This is a genomic window from Erythrobacter sp. S43 (genome assembly GCF_057364955.1).
This window is the reverse complement of record NZ_CP200285.1, coordinates 1,893,840-1,911,224: the sequence shown is the minus strand read 5'-3', so window position 1 is coordinate 1,911,224 and position 17,385 is coordinate 1,893,840. Positions and strand designations below refer to the sequence as shown.

Here is a 17,385-nt window from a genome sequence, read left to right as displayed (position 1 = left end):
CGTTCCATTCCGGTGAGGCAAAAGAGCATCGGGCGAAACGGTCAGAACGGCTGTTTGCACGGCTTTTTGCTTGTTTTGCCCATGGGATCGAAAACGAAAGTACGCTGCAAAGCAAATGGCACACGACGACCAGTCAAATGATACGCCGGAAGGCGATGGCGGCCCAGGCGCTGCCAAAAGTGGCCGGTCAAAGCCAGAGTGGGCGGGTGGCCTCAAGCAATTGTACGATTCAGTCGTTGAAGAACCGATCCCGGATTCCTTCATGGACTTGCTCGACAAACTTGATGGTGACGCTATCCCCTCCTCCGGTGACGACGATATGTCCGCCGGGGACGGGGAGGGTCAATGACAGCCAAAGAGACCCCAAAACGTACCGCCGCCGAAAGGGCTGATTTCAAACGTGAATTGACCGAAGTCGTGCCGCACCTTCGCGCCTTTGCGCGCGGGCTTTGCGGGCGTCCGGACATGGCCGATGATCTTGTTCAGGAAGCACTTCTCAAAGCATGGGCCGCGCAAGACCGTTTTGAGCCCGGCACCTCTATGCGCGCCTGGACCTTCGTTATCCTGCGCAACGCCTATCTCACGGACATGCGCCGCAACCGTTTCCGCGGGGAGTATGATGAAGGCGTCGCCGAACGCATTTTGACCGCGCCTGCGGGGCAGGAAGAGCCGATCCACCTGTCCGATATGCACCGGGCCTTGCTAACTCTTCCGCCCGAACGGCGCGAAGCCTTGCTTCTGGTGGGTGCTGGTGGATTTTCTTACGAAGAGGCGGCGCAAATCTGTGGCTGCGCAGTCGGAACAATCAAAAGCCGTGTGGGCCGTGCCCGTGCGACGCTCAATGCCATGTTGGCCGAAGGAAGCATCCCGCAACGCTCGGTCGAAGATGCAACCGCGCACAGAGCCATACTCGAAGAACTCGATATGGTGGCCGCCGGTCAGGGCGAAACCGCCAAACGTTAAGCGCCCTCTGGCTCTTCCGCGCCGCGATCCACCACCGACGTCACCGCCACGTTCATAGTGACATTTGCGAGCGTGCGCATGATGTCGGGCAGCATCTCCACCGCCACCAACAGCGCCAAGGGCTCAATCGGCACGCCCATTGCTAGCGCGATCGGGCCGATGGAAACAATGAAGCTGATCGAGCCGGGAAGGCTGACAGATCCAATGCTGATAATGACCGCGACACCTATTCCGACGATCAGGAGCGGTATTGCGACTTCGACACCCGCCAGCGCGGCGACATAAAGCACCACCGCAAGGTTCATCGCCACACTTGTCGCGCGGAAAATCGCGACGGCCAGGGGGAGCACAAATTCGGCAGTTTCTTGCCTCAACCCAAGCCGCCCTGAACTGTCGAGCATGGCGGGCAGACTGGCGAGCGAACTTTGCGTCGACACCGCAACCGCTTGCGCCGGAATCAGGGCTTTGGTGAAGCGCAGCGGGCTGATCCCGCCCAGTGCCCATGCCAGCACGTATGCCAGCACCAAAATGAACCCGCCCATCGCCGATACGATCAGGATGTAGTGCGCCAGAGCCGCAAACGCCCCGCCTCCACTGCGAAGGCCAACGCCGAACGCCAATGCCATCACGCCGATGGGCGCGAGCCACAGCACCCAGCCAATAATCATCAGCATGGCGTTGGCGAGCGCGTGGAAGAAGCCGAGCAAAGTCGCACCCTGCCCGTTCGGCAGCTTCGAAATCGCCACCGCAAACAGCGCGAAGAAGATCGTTAGTGGCAGCATCGCGGTGGTCGAGGCGGCGGCGATCATGTTGGGCGCGATCAGTGAGGCAAGGAAGTCGAGCACGCCGGGCACTTGTTGTTCGTCATTCGGCACTTCAGCCAGAAATCCGCTCGCTGCCTCCGGAATCGGAACCCAGTCCAGCGCCAGCGGCATGGCAAGCGCGGTAATCAAGCCGCCCGCAATCAAAACGCCAAACACCAGTGCGAGGAACTTCACCGCTGCTTTGCCCGCACGCGCGGCGTCGATCATCTGAGCAATGCCCAGCACCAGCAGGCTCGCCACCAGCGGAATGATCGTCATCTGAAGCGCACGCAGCCACAAAGTGCCGATCAGACCGACCGTATCCTTGATCCAGTCTGGCAAGCCACTGCCCGCAAAAACCATCCCCAGGACCAGCCCCAGGACAAGCGCCGCAAAGGTCGCCACCACGGGCAACCGGATCGCAATCAGTTCAAAACGGCTCTCACCCGCCGCCGGAATTGTATCATTTGGCAACTGAGGCCCCTTCGTGTTGCGCTTCGCCCTTTCTTTTGCGCGATAACCGCGCCAGAAGCGCCTGACAAACCGCTTGAAGCACCAAAACAGGGGGCGAGGCCAAATATGGCGCGCAAATTCTTCGGAACAGACGGAATTAGAGGCCGCACCAATGATGGTGTGATGACCGCCGCGACTGCGATGAAGGTCGGACAGGCCGCCGGTCGGCACTTTGTACGCGGCGGGCACCGTCACCGCGTAGTGATCGGCAAAGACACCCGTCTTTCCGGCTACATGATGGAAAGCGCTTTGGTGGCCGGCTTCACCAGCGTCGGAATTGACGTGATCATGACCGGCCCGCTCCCTACCCCAGCCATCGCCTTGCTCACCCGTGAAATGCGCGCCGATATGGGCGTAATGATTTCCGCCAGTCACAACCTCTACGCCGATAACGGGATCAAGCTGTTCGGCCCGGACGGGTTCAAACTGTCAGATGAAGCCGAGGCGGAGATTGAGCGGCTGCTCGAAACCGACATCCCTCTTGCCCCAGCAGAAAAGATCGGCCGCGCACGCCGTATCGAGGATGCACGCGGGCGCTATATCCACGCGGTCAAGCAATCCGTGGCGAGTGAAGTGCGGTTTGACGGGCTCAAAGTCGTAGTGGATTGCGCCAACGGTGCAGCCTACCAAGTTGCCCCTTCGGCCATCTGGGAACTGGGCGCGGACGTCATTACGCTCGGCGTTTCGCCCAATGGCACCAACATCAACGATGGCGTTGGCTCAACCTCGATCGAAGCGCTTCAGGCCAAAGTCGTCGAGGAAAGCGCAGATATCGGTATCGCGCTGGATGGCGATGCAGACCGACTGATCGTGGTCGATGAGAAAGGCAAAAAGGTCGATGGCGACCAGATCATGGCCCTCATCGCGTCACGCATGCACGAGAAGGGCGCCCTGACCGGTGGAGGCGTTGTCGCAACGGTCATGTCGAACCTTGGCCTCGAGCGTTATCTCGATAGCATCGGCCTGACGCTGGAGCGCACCAAGGTGGGTGACCGTTACGTGCTCGAACGCATGAAGGAAGGCGGGTTTAATGTGGGCGGCGAGCAATCGGGCCACATGATCCTGCTCGACCATGGCACCACCGGAGACGGCACAATCGCTGCGCTTCGTGTACTCAGCAGCCTTGTGCGATCCGACAAGCCCGCAAGCGAGATCATGCACCTGTTCGACCGCGTGCCGCAGCTGCTCAAGAATGTCCGGTATGAAGGCGGCGCACCGCTTGAGGATGAAGGCGTGAAAGCCGTAATTGCCGCGGCCGAAAGCGAGCTTGAAGGCAAAGGCCGTCTCGTCATTCGCCCGTCAGGCACCGAGCCGGTGATCCGCGTCATGGCCGAAGGTGACGACGCGTCCCAGGTGGAGAATGTGGTAGACCGCGTATGCGACGCGGTCCGTTCCGCGCGATAGGAAAGCCAAGCCATGCTGGAAATGCGCCCTGATTGCGAACGTTGCGGCAACGATCTTCCCGCCGAAGCGCCCGGCGCGTTCATCTGCAGCTTTGAATGCACTTTCTGCGCCGAATGCGCCGAAGACCTGGATGACATCTGCCCCAATTGCGGCGGTGAATTGATGGATCGCCCGACCCGTGCGGCGCGGCTCCATGCCAAATACCCACCCAGCACGGAGCGGAAATTCAAGGGATGAGCACGCCTTCAAAGCCGCCGCGTGTTCTTGCGATTGCCGGATCGGATTCCTCTGGTGGCGCGGGTATTCAAGCCGACATCAAGACAATCACGATGCTGAGCGGTTACGCCATGACCGCCCTCACCTCTGTCACCGCCCAAAACAGCGTCGGTGTGCAAGCGATCACGCCCCTGCAACCCCACTTCATCGCCACCCAAATCCAGTCATGCATGGATGATATCGGGGTAGAGGCGATCAAGATTGGCATGGTTCAATATGTGACCATGGTCGATGCAATTGCCGAAGCGCTTACGGGCGTTGATGTACCGATCGTTCTCGATCCGGTTTTCATGTCGACATCCGGCGCGCAGCTTATCGACGAAGAAGCTCTCACAGCTATCCGCGAAAAGCTGTTCCCGTTGGCAACGCTCATCACGCCCAACCTGCCCGAGCTTGAAAAGTTGACCGGAGCAAAGCCCGAGCGCGCGGATGAAATGGGCGATGTCGCCAAAGCCTTCGCCGGCGAAGTGGGCTGTGCCGTGCTGGCCAAAGGGGGCCACGGGGTCGACAAGAAGATCTACGACGTGCTTGCCAAACCCGGCCAAGAGCCGGTGTCTTTCGCGCATGAGCGGATCGATACGCCGCACACCCATGGCACAGGATGCACCCTGTCGTCGGCCATCGCGACATTACTTGCGCATGGCCAACCACTCGAAAACGCGGTTAGAATCGCGCAACGATTTGTGAGGCAGACCATCCTTCACGCACCAGGATATGGCGCAGGCAGCGGCCCGCTGGGGCACCAGGCCGTCCGCAATCTCGGGTAGAAATTACCGCTCCAGCTCGTAGAAATCGGCGATATGCTGCCACGCTTCGTCTGCGGTTTCGCACCACTGGATCAGCTCAAGGTCCTTCTTCGAGATCGTGCCTTCCTCGGCAATTGCCTCGAAATTGACCACGCGATTCCAAAAGTCTTTGCCAAACAGCAAGATCGGAATTGGTTTCATCTTGCCGGTCTGGACCAGCGTCAGCAGCTCGAAAAACTCGTCAAAGGTGCCAAAGCCGCCCGGGAACACCGCCACGGCCCGCGCGCGCAAAAGGAAGTGCATTTTGCGCAGCGCGAAATAGTGGAAGTTGAGCGACAGATAAGGCGTCACATATGAGTTAGGTGCCTGCTCATGCGGAAGGATGATGTTGAGGCCTATGCTCTCTGCCCCCGCATCGCTCGCCCCGCGATTGCCCGCTTCCATGATCGACGGGCCGCCGCCTGTGGTGACGACAAACTGGCGCTTGCCCTCTTCGACAATTGCCTTTTCGGAGACCATGCGAGAGAGCTTGTACGCTTCCTCATAATACTTGGCTTTGTCTGCCAGACGCTGCGCGACCTTCTGTTCGTACTCGTCACCATCCTTGGCCGCATCAATCTTCGCCTGCGCCTGCTCAGGCGAAGGAATACGGGCAGAACCGTACATCACCAAAGTGGAGCCAACCCGCGCTTCATCAAGCAGCATTTCCGGCTTGAGCAGCTCCAGTTGAAAGCGCACCGGGCGCAGCTCATCGCGCAGCAGGAAATCGGTATCTCGGAAAGCGAGACGGTAAGCGGGATGTTCGGTCTGCGGCGTCTTGTCAGGCGATTCCTCAACAAAACGGGTCTCTTGTTCCGCACGGTAAAACTTGCGGTCGGTCAAATCTTTTTCAGTCATATCAATAGCCCTAGTCGCGCCAATTGAGGCGGGCAAGCGGGTTCCTAAATGGAGGATTGTTGGATGCCCCGTGAGGATTCGAACCTCAATTGACGGAGTCAGAGTCCGTAGTCTTACCATTAGACGACGGGGCATTGGCTAAGCTGCGGAATCGGTGTCCGCGCTTCAGCGAGCCGCGCATCTAGGTTTGCGTAGCTGCAACGTCAAGCCTGCTTCGTGTGCCCTGCAATCCGCGCTTTCACCCCATTCGCTTGCCGAAACACCAAGCTTGGGTTACCTTTTGTCCAGGTCCTCGCGCCGTGGGAGCGCGAGAGGAAAGAAAGAATTGAATATGGCGGATGCGCTTCCGCCGGACGAAAACAGGAGTGCGGGCAAAAAAAGGGGCGGCAAGTCCGGCAAAGTAGCCGATTTTCGGTATAAACGCTCCTCCCGGCACGAAAATAGACAACGCCCGCGTAGTGGCGGCGCGAATGGCGCTGCGGCGCGGTCACCAGCCAACAGCAATGCCAAATCCGGCGCGCCCTTCACTGCGCGTCCCGGAGAAGCCTATGCCGCGCTTGATCTGGGGACCAACAATTGCCGCCTGCTGATCGCGCGGCCGTCTGGCAAGGATTTCACCGTGATCGACGCGTTCAGCCGCGTGGTGAAGCTGGGTGAGGATCTGGCCATGACCGGGCGTCTGTCTGACGAAGCGATGGACCGCGCGGTGGGCGCGCTGACGATTTGCGCCGACAAATTACGCCGACGCAAGGTGCGCTTGGCCCGTTCTGTCGCCACCGAAGCCTGTCGCCGCGCGGAAAATGGCGAAGAATTCATCGAACGCGTGAAGCGCGAGACGGGCATCGTGCTCGATATCATCACGGCGGAGGAAGAGGCACGACTGGCAGTGCTGGGTTGCCACATCCTTCTCGAACAGCGTGAAAGTCCAGCTGTGATTTTCGATATCGGTGGCGGATCGACCGAGCTCGTTCTGCTGGAGCCGGGCGGGAAAATCCCGCGCATCATCGATTGGCAGAGCGTCCCATGGGGGGTTGTCTCTCTAACCGATACCGTCGGGCGCGGAGAAAACACCGAAGAGGCGCGCCTGGCCCGCTATGCCGAGATGCGACGGCTGGTGTCTGAGAGCTTTGCGCCCTTTGCCAATCGGATTGCCGATGCGGCGGAGGAGGACGATATCCGCCTGCTGGGTACGAGCGGCACAGTAACCACTCTGGCCAGCCTGCACCTCGAACTTCCGCATTATGATCGTAAGGCGGTCGATGGATTGATCGTTCCCTCGCAGAGTATGCGCGAAATCAGCACGCGGCTTTCGGGCATGTCGGTCGAGGAGCGCAGCGAATTGCCGTGCATCGGGCATGACCGCGCCGATCTGGTGGTCGCAGGGTGTGCGATCCTTGAGAGTATCCTCGATCTCTGGCCCGCTGACAGGTTGGGCGTGGCCGATCGCGGCATTCGCGAAGGGATTTTACGCAGTCTGATGGCCGCCGAGCGTCAAAGCGAGCGCAGCCTGAAAGCACTGCATGAGCTTCGCGCTGGAAAGAATGAACAATGAGCCGGTCAGGACGCAATCCGGATAAGCGGGTCAAAACCGGCAGGGGGCGCACCGCGTCGCAGGTTCGCTGGCTCGAACGCCAGCTCAATGATCCTTACGTGAAGAAGGCCAAGGCAGACGGATATCGCAGCCGCGCCGCCTATAAGCTGATCGAGCTGGATGACCGCTTTGGCCTGATCCGCGGTGCGAAGCGCGTCGTCGATCTGGGCATTGCACCGGGTGGTTGGAGCCAGGTGGTGCGCGCCAAATCGCCTAAAGCCGAAGTGGTCGGGATCGACCTGCTCGAAGTCGAACCGATTGAAGGTGTTACCATCTTCCAAATGGACTTTATAGATGACGCTGCGCCCGCAAAGCTGGAAGATGCGCTCGGCGGGCCGCCCGATCTGGTGCTGTCAGATATGGCCGCGAACACTGTGGGCCATAAACAGACCGATCACTTGCGCACGATGGCACTGGTTGAAGCAGGCGCATGGTTTGCGACGGAAACGCTTGAGGAAGGCGGGGCATTTGTCGCGAAAGTGCTGGCAGGCGGAACCGACGCCGATCTGCTGTCGCTGCTCAAGAGCCATTTCAAGACAGTCAAACACGCCAAACCACCCGCGAGCCGCAAGGGCTCTTCGGAATGGTATGTCGTGGCTCAAGGGTTCAAGGGGCGCGACTGACGCGCCCAGTGAAGTGGAGGCTTACTCAGCCGCTTCAGCGGTCTCAGCCGAAGTCGCTTCCGCAACGTTCTGCTCGGCTTCGGCTTCTGCCGCCTCGTCTGCGACTGCTTCAGCTTCCTCCTCAGCGACGTCTTCGCCTTCAGGTGCAGCTTCTTCAACCGGACGCGCAGGCGCGCCGCCATTGGCTTCGAGATAGGCCATCAGGTTGGCGCGGTCTTCCGCCTTGGAAAGGCCGGCAAAGCTCATTGAGGTACCGTCTGCAAAGGCACGCGGATTGGCGAGCCATGCGTCCATATTTTCCCAGGACCAATCGCCGCCTTTACCCGACAGCGCTCCGGAATAGCCAAAGCCAGCCGCGTTGGCGGCGATGCCTTTGCCCATCACACCATGAAGGTTCGGACCGATACCGTTGGCACCGCCCTGTTCAATCGTGTGGCAAGCCTGACACTTGGCGAAAACCTTCGCACCCGCTTCCGGCGTTGCCGATGCGAGCAGAGTTGCAAGGCTGGGTCCGGCGTCGGCTCCCTCTTCCTCAGCACCCTCGATTACATAACCCATCTTGTCCGGATCAGGCCGTTCCGGGCTGTACCCGTGGAAATACTTGTCGGCCAAAATCGACAGGCCCAGGCCAACGACGCCCGCGAAGAGCACCCAGCCCGCAGCTGTGTTGAAAAGATCGCCCCCACCTGATTCGGTTCCCGGCGTCGAGTTTTGTGAGTTGTCCTGTGTCATCCCGAGGCTCCCTTAGTGCCGCGCTCGCGCCTGCGCAAGACTGATCGCATCATCAATTCGTGCAAGAATTGCAAGCAGACTTGCTGCCACGCTCTCGCCGCTTTAGCAGGCAGTGCCATATGCGAAGTTTTCCGGGTCCAGCACTGAACATCGTTGATGGTTTGCGCGAAGCCGCAGCCACCGACCCTGCACGCGCCATTGCGTTTCAGGGGTCGCCGGGTGCGAACTCTCATCGCGCGGCGACTGAGGCCCGGCCAGACGCCCTCCCTTTGCCTTGTTTCAGCTTCGAAGACGCGCTCGACGCGGTGAAAGACGGACGTGCGGGGCAGGCCATCATTCCGATTGAAAACTCACAGCATGGCCGCGTGGCGGATATCCACTTCCTGCTGCCGGAAAGCGGACTTTCGATTGTCGGCGAGTACTTTATGCCGATCCATCACGCGCTGATGGGCGTTGGCAAAGGACCGTTCGAAGCCGCCTACAGCCACCCGCAAGCGCTCGGCCAATCGCGCTTTTACCTTAGAAAGCGCAACATCGTCCCACTCAGCTATGCCGATACGGCGGGTGCAGCGGCGCATGTTGCAGAGCTGAACGATCCCAAGGTCGCCGCCATAGCCCCTGCGATTTCGGCGGAATTGTACGGCTTGGACATAGTCGACACCCATGTCGAAGACGCCGATGACAACATGACCCGCTTCGTAATTCTGGCGGATAAGCCGACATTCCTGACGCATGATGCGGACAAACCAGCGATGACCACATTCGTCTTCGAGGTGAAGAATATTCCCGCTGCACTTTACAAAGTGCTGGGCTGCTTTGCGACCAACGGCGTCAACATGACAAAGCTGGAGAGCTACCAACAGGGCACCAGCTTCGCCGCAACTCGGTTTTATGCTGACATTATCGGGGCGCCGGGCGATCCGGCTGTGGACCGAGCGCTGGAAGAATGCGCGTTTCATTCCAAGGAATTGCGCGTTCTAGGCACATATGAGCAGGCTCGTAGACGCGGTTAGGCCTTCTCAGTTTGTGCAGCCCATGTTTGAGTTATTGCGCGCCGCGATAGACCGTGCCACCACTCACACTACGTGACGATTCAAGCACAGACTCCTCCGGCTCCTGTTGATGCCTCCCCCGCTCCGCCCGCGCCGCAAGGTTGGCGCGAGCTGCGCCGCGATGAGAACATTCAATTTGAACCCGTCGAGATTCCTGAACCTGAGATACCCGAGCCGGGCTGGCTTGAAGAACTGTTTGAGCTTCTGGGCGAACTGTTCGGGCCGATCGGCAGCTTCATCGGCTCTTCGTGGTTCATTCTTCAATGGGTGTTGATCGTGGCGGTTGCGGCGTTCGCGATTTACACGATCTACCGCTTGATTGGGCCGACTGTCCTTGGCCCCAAAAGCGCACACGATATCGACGCGGAAGAACCGGAATGGGCACCGGACAAAGCCGAGAGCATCGCTTTGCTCGAAGATGCAGACAAGCTCGCCGCACAGGGTAAGTTTGACGAGGCGACACACCTGCTCTTGAAGCGCAGCGTTAGCCAGATTGCCCGTGCGCGGCCCGATTGGGTGGAACCGTCCAGCACAGCGCGCGAATTGGCCGCGCTTCCTGCGCTATCGGCAAAGGCGCGCAGCACTTTTGCCGTGATATCCGAACGCGTCGAACGCAGTCTCTTTGCCCTGCGATCGCTCAACCGTGATGATTGGGAAGCGGCCCGATCGGCCTACGCTGAATTTGCGTTGGCCAAGATTGATACGGGACAGGCATTGTGAGCGCGCGTCAGGCTTCTCCCTTTAGCCGCGGTGCCGTTCTGGGCATCGTCGTTGTCGGCTTCGTGGCCTTTGTCGCCATGCTTTACTTCATCAGTGTGGGCGATACCGGCGGTGATGAAAACAATGGCGGCGCACATGCCGCATCAAACGGGCTCACGGGCTATTCGGCTCTAACCCGGCTGCTTGAAGCCAATGACTATGACGTGGTGCTGTCGCGCGAAGAGAGCAATCTGGAAACTTATGGTCTCTTGGTGCTTACGCCCCCAGCCGGCGCGGATGAGGAAGAGATAAGCACCATCCTGCGCAATCGAGCCTATTCTGGCCCCACCCTTGTGATTGTGCCCAAGTGGTTTGCTAGTCGTTTTCCTCCAAACCTCGATCCTGAGATTGCGGAAGAACTGAAAGACGGCTGGGTTCAGATCAGCGGTTCGCATGTCCCCAATTGGCTAGAAAACCTCGATGAGCCGTTTGCTGTCGAAGCCGAGGTCAATAAAAAGGAAGACGGCAAACGGACTTGGGCAGGGTTTGGGGCCAGAGGCGAATTGCCACGAAGCGAGATCGCGGGCGCGCGCAACGTCACAGACAAACGTTCGCTCATCACCGACTCCTCAGGTCGCGCATTGGCGGTAAGCTTTGAGAATTCGGACGACGAAGGTTTTGACATGGAGACCGAGTTGGTCACGATTCTGATCGAGCCCGATTTCGCGAACAATTACGGCATGAATGACCCTGCGAACGCCGCACTTGCGTTGAGGCTGGTCGAACAGGCAGCTGATGGATCGGACTATCCAATCATCTTCGATCTTACCGCCAACGGACTTGGCTCTTCGGTCAATCTGTTGACGCTGGCGTTTCGTCCGCCATTCCTTGCCGCGACGCTTTGCCTGATCATCGCGATGCTGATCGTCGGATGGCGAGCCTTCAAACGGTTTGGCCCCGCAGTGGCAGAAGCGCCGGTCACAGCGTTCGGCAAATCACGGCTAGTCGCCAATGGTGCAGGCTTGATCGTCCGCGCCGGGCGGCTGCGGCTTCTGGCCGAACCCTACGCCGATCTTTCCGCGCGGCGGATTGCAGGCGCGCTGGGGCTCACAAAGCCCGATCCCGAGACCATCGACGCCGCGGTTCGGCGACGTCTGCCCGACGAAGAACCCTATTCCAACCGCGCCGCCCGTTTGCGCGCGGCGAACACACCAACCGATATCCTGCGCGCCGCACGGGCGCTGAAAGAGCTTGAAGGGAAGCTGAGCAAATGAGCAGTGAAGCGAAAACCGATGCCATGTCGCTAGAGGAATTGCGCGCGCTGGCCGACGCAATCCGCGCCGAAGTGGGCAAGGCCATTGTCGGTCAGGATGAGATGATTGACCAACTTCTGGTCGCGCTGGTCAGTCAGGGACACGTGCTGCTCGAAGGGCCTCCGGGCACCGCCAAGACCTTCCTCGCCAATGCCTTCTCGACCGCACTGGGCCTCGATTTCGGACGCATCCAATTTACGCCCGATCTTTTGCCGGGCGATATTCTCGGCTCCAACCTGTTCAACTTCCAGACGAGCACCTTCACGCTCACACGCGGGCCGATCTTCTGTGAGCTGCTGTTGGCGGACGAAATCAACCGCACCCCGCCCAAGACGCAGGCTGCTCTGCTCGAAGCTATGCAGGAACGCCGCGTGACGCTGGATGGCGAAACACACCAACTTCCCGCGCAGTTCATGGTGGTGGCGACGCAAAACCCGATCGAGAACCAAGGCGTCTATCCGCTTCCCGAAGCGCAGCTCGACCGCTTCCTGTTCAAGCTGCTCGTCCCCTATCCCGACGAGGCGGAGGAGGCCAAAATTGTCGCCAACTATGGCTCGCGCCAGGGGCCGACACGTCCTGCCGACTTGGGCGTCACGGCTGTTGCCGATGCGAGCAAACTGACCGCCGCTACCGCCGCACTCTCGCACGTAACGGTGGCTGAGGAGATCACCCAATATGTCGTGCGGCTGGTGCGCGCGACCCGTGACCATGCCGAGCTTTCGGTGGGCGCAAGCCCGCGCGCCGCAGTGATGCTCGCCAACGCTGCCCGCGCCCGCGCTGCTCTGGCGGGCCGCGACTATGCGATCCCGGACGATGTGAAGGCACTGGCCGTGCCTGTCTTGCGCCACCGCCTCTCGCTCAGCCCCGCTGCCGAGATCGAGGGCCGCGATGTCGAAGCGCTGGTCGCCGAGATGATCGAAAGCACCGAGGCGCCCCGTTAAAGCATGGACCTTACGCGCCTCACCTCCTTCCCCGTCGTACCGACACAGCGGGCGGCCTGGCTAATCGCCGGGTTTGCGCCTGTCGCAGTGTTGATCGCGGCAGTGGTGCCGGGTCTGTGGGTGGCCGCGCCCATTGCAGCCGCCGCTCTGGTCGCGTTGATCTTGCTCGATGCGGTCCTCGCGGGGCCATGCGAGGATTGGCGCGTCTTTGTTCCCGCCGACACCGAAGTGGGGCAAACGACCGAGCTGGAGATACAGGCCACCTTGCGCTCGGGCACGATTTCACGGGCCGAGGGTGCTCTCGAATTCGATCCGCGTTTGGGCGAAGGCGGCGGTGCGCAGTTTGATATCGAGCCGGTGCGCTTTGCCGCTTATCGACGCGGCATGCATCACGCCAAGCCAACGCGACGCGGCACCGCCTCTGTCACCCGTGCGTGGCTGCGCTGGACCGGGCCGATGGGCCTTGGCGCGCGACAGGCTTCGGGTGCTCTCGAAGATGAAGTACGCGTCTGGCCCGATCTCTCACCAGTGCGCAGCAAGGAGTTGCAGACCTTCCTTCGTGACGCGCAAACCGGCCTGATCGCGCGGCGCATTCGCGGCGAAGGGACACAGTTTGAGTCGCTCAGCGAGTATGAAAGCGGAATGGACCGTCGCCGGATCGATTGGAAAGCCAGCGCTCGGCATAACCACCTTTACGCACGCGAAAACGAAAGCGAGCGCAACAACCAGATCGTCTTTGCCTTCGATTGCGGACAGGCGATGTGTGAGCCGGTCGACGGTATGCCGCGTATCGACAGGGCCGTTTCCGCTGCGCTGACGTGTTCTTATGTGGCGCTCAAAGGCGGCGACAAAGTTTCGCTGTTCGGCTTTGCTCAACGACCGCAGGTCATGACGCCATTTGTGGGAGATGCGCGCGCATTTCATCGGTTGCAAAGCGCCGCCGCCGGGCTTGATTACACAGCGACGGAGCCGAACTTCACCCTCGCCCTAGCCACGCTTACCGCGAAACTAAAACGTCGTTCGATGATCGTGCTGTTTTCCGATTTCACCGATCCCACTGCGGCCGAGCTGATGGTCGAAAGCATCGGGCGGCTGGTGCACAAGCACCTCGTTCTGTTCGTCACCATCGCCGATAGCGAGCTGGAAACCTTTGTCAGCGAAGATCCCGGCGATGTTGCCACCCTCGCCCGTTCTGTCACCGCCGATTCCCTCGCGCATCAGCGCCAAATCGTGCTGCAACGGTTGCGCCGTATGGGCGTGGATGTGATTGAGGCGCCTTGGGACAAGATCGGTTATCAGCTGATCGACCGCTACTTCATCATCAAGAATTCGGAGGCCATCGGATGAAGGCGCCGGTTCTCTCCAGTTTCTTCAATCGCGGCGCGATCGAAGCGCCCGCCGATATTGAAAGCGCCGCGCTGCGATCGGACCGCTTCCGGTTGGAGCGTGAAGGCGATTGGCGGCGGCTGGAGGAGATCGTCAAGCGAATGGAGAAAGGCGGCCTGCGCCGGATCAGTGACGAGGATCTGCTCGCCCTGCCCACCCTCTATCGCACCGCTGCATCGAGCCTTTCGGTCGCGCGCGAAACCTCGCTCGACCGCGCAACGCTCAGCTATCTTGAAAGCCTTGTCCAGCGCGCATGGTTTCAGGTCTATGGCCCGCGCAAAGGGCTGTTCGGTTGGCTCAAGGAATTTCTGTTTGGCGGATGGAGTCGCGCCGTGCGCGAAATGTGGCTCGATGTGTGCGTCGCATTCTTCGTTATGGCCTCTGGGGCGATCGTCGGCTGGCTGCTCGTCGCGCAGGACAGCGCGTGGTATTACCGCCTCGTCCCCACCCAATTTAGCGACAGCCGCGTGCCCGGCGCTTCGCGCGAACAATTGCTCGAAACGCTCAAGACTGAGTCAGAATCGGGTGGGTTATCCGTCTTCGCGGCGCAGCTGTTCAGCAACAATGCTGGCGTGGCGATCCTCGCCTTTGCGCTGGGTTTTGCGTTCGGCATCCCTTCGCTGCTGCTGCTCATCTACAATCTCGCCGTACTGGGCGCGATGATGTGGTTGTTTGCTGGCCAAGGCTTGGCGGTGGAATTTGCCGCTTGGCTGAGCGTCCACGGCACGACCGAATTGTTCGCCATCCTTCTCGCAGGCGCGGCGGGCATGCATATTGGGCGATCAATGGCGTTTCCGGGTGACAAGACAGTTCTCGCCGCGGCTGCGACAAGCGGCCAACGGGGTGCGATTGTCATGGTCGGCGTCACGCTGATGATGGTGGTTGCCGCTTTGCTGGAAGCCTTCCCCCGTCAATTGGTCGGCGGTCCGGAGAACCGGTTCATCATCGGTGGCAGCTTCCTCGTCTTCTGGCTTGTCTATTTCTTCCTGTATCGGCCCCAGCAAGCGGGAGACGATTGATGGGTTTACCCGCTGCATCCGTTCCCGCCGATCCCGTTGTCGAAGAAGCGCAAGTCAAAAAACCGCGCACACGCAACCGCACTCTGATCACGCCAGAGGGGATTTCGATCCCTATCACTGTCGCCTCGCGCCTATCGCGGTTCGGGGCTTTGGTACTCGATTTCGTGATCCTCTATCTCGGTCTCACCGTGTTTGTTGCGCTGATGGTGTGGATTGCGGGCGGCCTTTTCGAGCGTTTGGAAGAGGATGCCGAAGCCACCATGTCGGGCGCAGGCGAATTCTTGATCATTGTCTATGTCGTGATCCTGTTCCTCGCCCGATACGGGTATTTCATGGCTTTCGAGCTGGGACCACGCGGCGCGACGTTGGGCAAGCGCGCTGTCGGCATCCGCGTCGCCGCGCGTGATGGCGGACGGCTCACACCCGAGGCGGTGATCGCACGCAACCTCATTCGTGATATCGAACTGTTTATGCCGCTCGTCTTCTTGGTGGTTGCACCGACTGGAGAGACGGGCAGCTTTGGAATTGCCGGCCTGATCTGGTTGCTCGCGATCGCCGCAATTCCCATGCTCAACAAGGATGGTTTGCGCGCTGGCGACATCATCGCGGGAACATGGATGGTGGAGGCGCCGCGCACTAAGCTGGCCGAAGCGCTGTCCACCCAAGGGGCGGCCGCCGCTTCAAGATCGAGCGAGTTGACCGGCACGCGCTACGAATTCGGCGAGGCAGAGCTCTCCATCTATGGAGAGCACGAATTGCAGACGCTTGAACGGGTCCTTCGCGACGGGCAGAGTGAGGCGATTGATGCGGTGCACGACGCCATCTGTCGCAAGATCGGGTGGGACCCGGGCGCAGGGGACGAACGCGCTTTCCTCGAAGCGTTCTACGGCCAGTTGAGGGCCAAGCTGGAAGGCGATATGCGCTTCGGCAAGCGCAAAGCGGACAAGCACTCGTGAGGGGGCACCTATGAGCGCACTGACCATTCGACGAGACGATCTGACCGATCAGCGGGTGCTAGACTTACTCGCCTTGCATTTGAATGAGATGCACCAATGGTCGCCCGCGTGCAAAGTCCACGCATTGCCACCAGAGCGACTGCGCGAACCAGACGTATCGTTCTTCTCCGTTTGGGAGGACGACAAACTGGCAGCCGTCGGCGCGCTCAAGGCCATTGACGACACACATGGCGAGCTCAAAAGCATGCGCGCGGCCCCCGCTTTTCGCGGCAAAGGCGTGGGCGAAGCCTTGCTCGTCCATCTGATCGAAGAGGCGGTCCGGCGTGGCTACACATGGCTGGGCCTTGAAACGGGCGGAACGAAAGAATTTGTACCAGCCGTCCGACTCTACGAGAAACATGGCTTTGCCAAGTGCCCCGCCTTTGGCGACTATATCTCGGACGAGTTTAGCGTGTGTATGGAAAAGCACCTGTGAGCATCGAGCGCCGCGCCTTTTTGACCGGGGCCTTCGCCTTTGGCTTGGGTAGCTGCTCTACGCTAGAACGGAACGTCTTGGAGCCGATCAAGAAGATCAAGATCGACCCCGTTGACCGTAGCCTGCTCGACCGGCCCGAAGCGCGTCTGCGCATGATCGAGGCAGCGGCGGACGGGATGTTGGGCGTCTCACTGTTCGATACCGCCACTGGTCGTACGCTTGATCTGAACGCGGACCGTCGCTTCGGCCATGCTTCCTCCTTCAAGACCACGCTGGCCGCCATGGTGTTGGCACGTGATGCGGCGGGCAGCTTGTTTGCGGACAAGCGCGTGACATGGGGCGAGCGCGATCTGCTCGGCTATGCGCCTTTTGCCAAAGAGCGCCTGAAGGATGGCGCAACGTTGCGCGAACTGGCCCAGCACACCCAGACCTTGTCCGATAACACCGCCGCCAATCTGTTGCTGGCGGAATTGGGCGGGCCGCAGGCTGTGACCGACTTCTGGCGTAGCATGGGAGACGAGACCAGCCGCCTCGATCGCACCGAGCCGACGCTCAACAACGTACCCGTTGCCGAAGTGCGCGATACGACGACACCCGCCGCAATGGCACGGACACTTGGGACGTTGCTCTATGGCGATGCACTGCCCGAAGCCGAGCGCGCAACTTTGCGCCAATGGATGATCGACACCACCACCGGCCTCAAGCGGGTTCGCGCCGGTATTCGCACTGACAAAGGTTGGGTCGTTGGCGACAAGACCGGCACGTCGTTCTGGCCAGGCATGGGCAGCCTCTATGTCGATATCGGGTTCGCGGAACCTCCGCCTGCCAAGGATAGCTCACGCGCACCCATTACCTTCGCCGCCTATTTCCGCGCGATTGCCACGCACACCAATGTCGATCCCAAGATCGAGGCGATGTTCGCCAAGCTGGGCGATGTGATCCGCGACTTTGCTATCGAGGATGACGGTCTTCCATTCTGAAGTTTTATCAGTGTTT

19 protein-coding genes and 1 tRNA gene are annotated in these 17,385 nt (G+C 60.2%); 16 read left to right on the top strand and 4 right to left on the bottom strand.

The genetic code is table 11. The annotated features are described in order from the left end of the window. Positions 1-115 precede the first annotated feature (115 nt). Positions 116-349 carry a NepR family anti-sigma factor gene (locus AC0V6K_RS09365; RefSeq protein ID WP_472621586.1) on the top strand — a complete coding sequence of 78 codons (234 nt, stop codon included), beginning with the start codon at positions 116-118 and terminating at the stop codon, positions 347-349. Next, positions 346-963, top strand: a complete 618-nt coding sequence (locus AC0V6K_RS09360; protein ID WP_472621584.1) for a sigma-70 family RNA polymerase sigma factor — start codon at positions 346-348, stop codon at positions 961-963. Before AC0V6K_RS09365 ends, AC0V6K_RS09360 begins: the two co-directional genes overlap by 4 nt. Here the strand turns inward: AC0V6K_RS09360 and AC0V6K_RS09355 are convergent. Next, positions 960-2,240 (bottom strand): dicarboxylate/amino acid:cation symporter, encoded by a 1,281-nt coding sequence (locus AC0V6K_RS09355; RefSeq protein ID WP_472621582.1) that lies wholly within the window; start codon positions 2,238-2,240, stop codon positions 960-962. The genes AC0V6K_RS09360 and AC0V6K_RS09355 overlap by 4 nt on opposite strands. Positions 2,241-2,345: 105 nt before the next feature. Here AC0V6K_RS09355 and glmM point away from each other — a divergent pair, with 105 nt between their 5' ends. Genes glmM through thiD form a run of 3 tightly spaced genes read left to right on the top strand, consistent with a single transcriptional unit; the run spans position 2,346 to position 4,726 of the window. Further along, positions 2,346-3,683, top strand: coding sequence for a phosphoglucosamine mutase (glmM, locus tag AC0V6K_RS09350; RefSeq protein WP_472621580.1), 1,338 nt, complete (start codon positions 2,346-2,348; stop codon positions 3,681-3,683). Positions 3,684-3,695: 12 nt separating this feature from the next. Beyond that, on the top strand, positions 3,696-3,920 hold the full coding sequence (locus AC0V6K_RS09345) for a DUF1272 domain-containing protein (protein WP_472621578.1): 225 nt from the start codon (positions 3,696-3,698) through the stop codon (positions 3,918-3,920). Continuing rightward, positions 3,917-4,726: a bifunctional hydroxymethylpyrimidine kinase/phosphomethylpyrimidine kinase gene (thiD, locus tag AC0V6K_RS09340; protein ID WP_472621576.1), complete on the top strand. Its 810-nt coding sequence runs from the start codon at positions 3,917-3,919 to the stop codon at positions 4,724-4,726. Before AC0V6K_RS09345 ends, thiD begins: the two co-directional genes overlap by 4 nt. A 3-nt stretch (positions 4,727-4,729) precedes the next feature. Here thiD and AC0V6K_RS09335 read toward each other — a convergent pair whose 3' ends face one another. Together AC0V6K_RS09335 and AC0V6K_RS09330 are read right to left on the bottom strand one after the other, a co-directional pair. Beyond that, a complete protein-coding gene (locus AC0V6K_RS09335) occupies positions 4,730-5,602 on the bottom strand; it encodes an LOG family protein (RefSeq protein ID WP_472621574.1) in 873 nt (290 codons plus the stop codon). A 60-nt stretch (positions 5,603-5,662) separates the two neighbouring features. Further along, positions 5,663-5,736 (bottom strand) — tRNA-Gln (locus AC0V6K_RS09330). 197 nt (positions 5,737-5,933) lie between these two features. Here AC0V6K_RS09330 and AC0V6K_RS09325 point away from each other — a divergent pair. Both AC0V6K_RS09325 and AC0V6K_RS09320 read left to right on the top strand, forming a co-directional pair. After that, entirely contained in the window at positions 5,934-7,154 is a 1,221-nt protein-coding gene (locus AC0V6K_RS09325; protein ID WP_472621572.1) for a Ppx/GppA phosphatase family protein, read from the top strand. Then, positions 7,151-7,816: an RlmE family RNA methyltransferase gene (locus tag AC0V6K_RS09320; protein WP_472621570.1), complete on the top strand. Its 666-nt coding sequence runs from the start codon at positions 7,151-7,153 to the stop codon at positions 7,814-7,816. Before AC0V6K_RS09325 ends, AC0V6K_RS09320 begins: the two co-directional genes overlap by 4 nt. Positions 7,817-7,837: 21 nt before the next feature. Here AC0V6K_RS09320 and AC0V6K_RS09315 read toward each other — a convergent pair whose 3' ends face one another. Next, positions 7,838-8,548 (bottom strand): c-type cytochrome, encoded by a 711-nt coding sequence (locus tag AC0V6K_RS09315; protein WP_472621568.1) that lies wholly within the window; start codon positions 8,546-8,548, stop codon positions 7,838-7,840. A gap of 119 nt (positions 8,549-8,667) precedes the next feature. Here AC0V6K_RS09315 and AC0V6K_RS09310 point away from each other — a divergent pair, with 119 nt between their 5' ends. The 9 genes from AC0V6K_RS09310 (at position 8,668) to bla (ending at position 17,369) form a co-directional block, all read left to right on the top strand. After that, entirely contained in the window at positions 8,668-9,561 is an 894-nt protein-coding gene (locus tag AC0V6K_RS09310; RefSeq protein WP_472621566.1) for a prephenate dehydratase, read from the top strand. 72 nt (positions 9,562-9,633) lie between these two features. After that, entirely contained in the window at positions 9,634-10,320 is a 687-nt protein-coding gene (locus tag AC0V6K_RS09305) for a hypothetical protein (protein WP_472621564.1), read from the top strand. Then, positions 10,317-11,573 carry a DUF4350 domain-containing protein gene (locus AC0V6K_RS09300; protein ID WP_472621562.1) on the top strand — a complete coding sequence of 419 codons (1,257 nt, stop codon included), beginning with the start codon at positions 10,317-10,319 and terminating at the stop codon, positions 11,571-11,573. Before AC0V6K_RS09305 ends, AC0V6K_RS09300 begins: the two co-directional genes overlap by 4 nt. A 23-nt stretch (positions 11,574-11,596) precedes the next feature. After that, complete coding sequence (locus AC0V6K_RS09295; RefSeq protein ID WP_472626094.1) at positions 11,597-12,553, top strand: AAA family ATPase; 957 nt, start codon at positions 11,597-11,599, stop codon at positions 12,551-12,553. Between the two features lie 3 nt (positions 12,554-12,556). Then, positions 12,557-13,900: a DUF58 domain-containing protein gene (locus AC0V6K_RS09290; protein ID WP_472621560.1), complete on the top strand. Its 1,344-nt coding sequence runs from the start codon at positions 12,557-12,559 to the stop codon at positions 13,898-13,900. Continuing rightward, entirely contained in the window at positions 13,897-14,958 is a 1,062-nt protein-coding gene (locus AC0V6K_RS09285) for a stage II sporulation protein M (RefSeq protein ID WP_472621558.1), read from the top strand. The genes AC0V6K_RS09290 and AC0V6K_RS09285 overlap by 4 nt, the downstream gene beginning before the upstream one ends. Beyond that, entirely contained in the window at positions 14,958-15,914 is a 957-nt protein-coding gene (locus tag AC0V6K_RS09280) for an RDD family protein (protein WP_472621556.1), read from the top strand. Before AC0V6K_RS09285 ends, AC0V6K_RS09280 begins: the two co-directional genes overlap by 1 nt. Before the next feature lie 10 nt (positions 15,915-15,924). Next, the gene (locus tag AC0V6K_RS09275; protein ID WP_472621554.1) at positions 15,925-16,389 is read left to right on the top strand and encodes a GNAT family N-acetyltransferase; all 465 of its coding nucleotides are present in this window, start codon (positions 15,925-15,927) and stop codon (positions 16,387-16,389) included. Beyond that, positions 16,386-17,369, top strand: a complete 984-nt coding sequence (bla, locus tag AC0V6K_RS09270) for a class A beta-lactamase (protein ID WP_472621552.1) — start codon at positions 16,386-16,388, stop codon at positions 17,367-17,369. Before AC0V6K_RS09275 ends, bla begins: the two co-directional genes overlap by 4 nt. Positions 17,370-17,385: the final 16 nt, after the last annotated feature.

Excerpts from the sequence above, each read along its gene's own strand:
- AC0V6K_RS09325 (WP_472621572.1), top strand. The coding sequence starts at position 5,934 with ATGGCGGATGCGCTTCCGCCGGACGAAAACAGGAGTGCGGGCAAAAAA.
- AC0V6K_RS09365 (WP_472621586.1), top strand. The coding sequence starts at position 116 with ATGGCACACGACGACCAGTCAAATGATACGCCGGAAGGCGATGGCGGC.
- AC0V6K_RS09335 (WP_472621574.1), bottom strand. The coding sequence starts at position 5,602 with ATGACTGAAAAAGATTTGACCGACCGCAAGTTTTACCGTGCGGAACAA.
- AC0V6K_RS09315 (WP_472621568.1), bottom strand. The coding sequence starts at position 8,548 with ATGACACAGGACAACTCACAAAACTCGACGCCGGGAACCGAATCAGGT.
- AC0V6K_RS09285 (WP_472621558.1), top strand. The coding sequence starts at position 13,897 with ATGAAGGCGCCGGTTCTCTCCAGTTTCTTCAATCGCGGCGCGATCGAA.
- AC0V6K_RS09275 (WP_472621554.1), top strand. The coding sequence starts at position 15,925 with ATGAGCGCACTGACCATTCGACGAGACGATCTGACCGATCAGCGGGTG.
- AC0V6K_RS09290 (WP_472621560.1), top strand. The coding sequence starts at position 12,557 with ATGGACCTTACGCGCCTCACCTCCTTCCCCGTCGTACCGACACAGCGG.
- AC0V6K_RS09345 (WP_472621578.1), top strand. The coding sequence starts at position 3,696 with ATGCTGGAAATGCGCCCTGATTGCGAACGTTGCGGCAACGATCTTCCC.
- glmM (WP_472621580.1), top strand. The coding sequence starts at position 2,346 with ATGGCGCGCAAATTCTTCGGAACAGACGGAATTAGAGGCCGCACCAAT.
- AC0V6K_RS09360 (WP_472621584.1), top strand. The coding sequence starts at position 346 with ATGACAGCCAAAGAGACCCCAAAACGTACCGCCGCCGAAAGGGCTGAT.
- AC0V6K_RS09310 (WP_472621566.1), top strand. The coding sequence starts at position 8,668 with ATGCGAAGTTTTCCGGGTCCAGCACTGAACATCGTTGATGGTTTGCGC.
- AC0V6K_RS09295 (WP_472626094.1), top strand. The coding sequence starts at position 11,597 with ATGTCGCTAGAGGAATTGCGCGCGCTGGCCGACGCAATCCGCGCCGAA.
- AC0V6K_RS09280 (WP_472621556.1), top strand. The coding sequence starts at position 14,958 with ATGGGTTTACCCGCTGCATCCGTTCCCGCCGATCCCGTTGTCGAAGAA.
- thiD (WP_472621576.1), top strand. The coding sequence starts at position 3,917 with ATGAGCACGCCTTCAAAGCCGCCGCGTGTTCTTGCGATTGCCGGATCG.
- AC0V6K_RS09320 (WP_472621570.1), top strand. The coding sequence starts at position 7,151 with ATGAGCCGGTCAGGACGCAATCCGGATAAGCGGGTCAAAACCGGCAGG.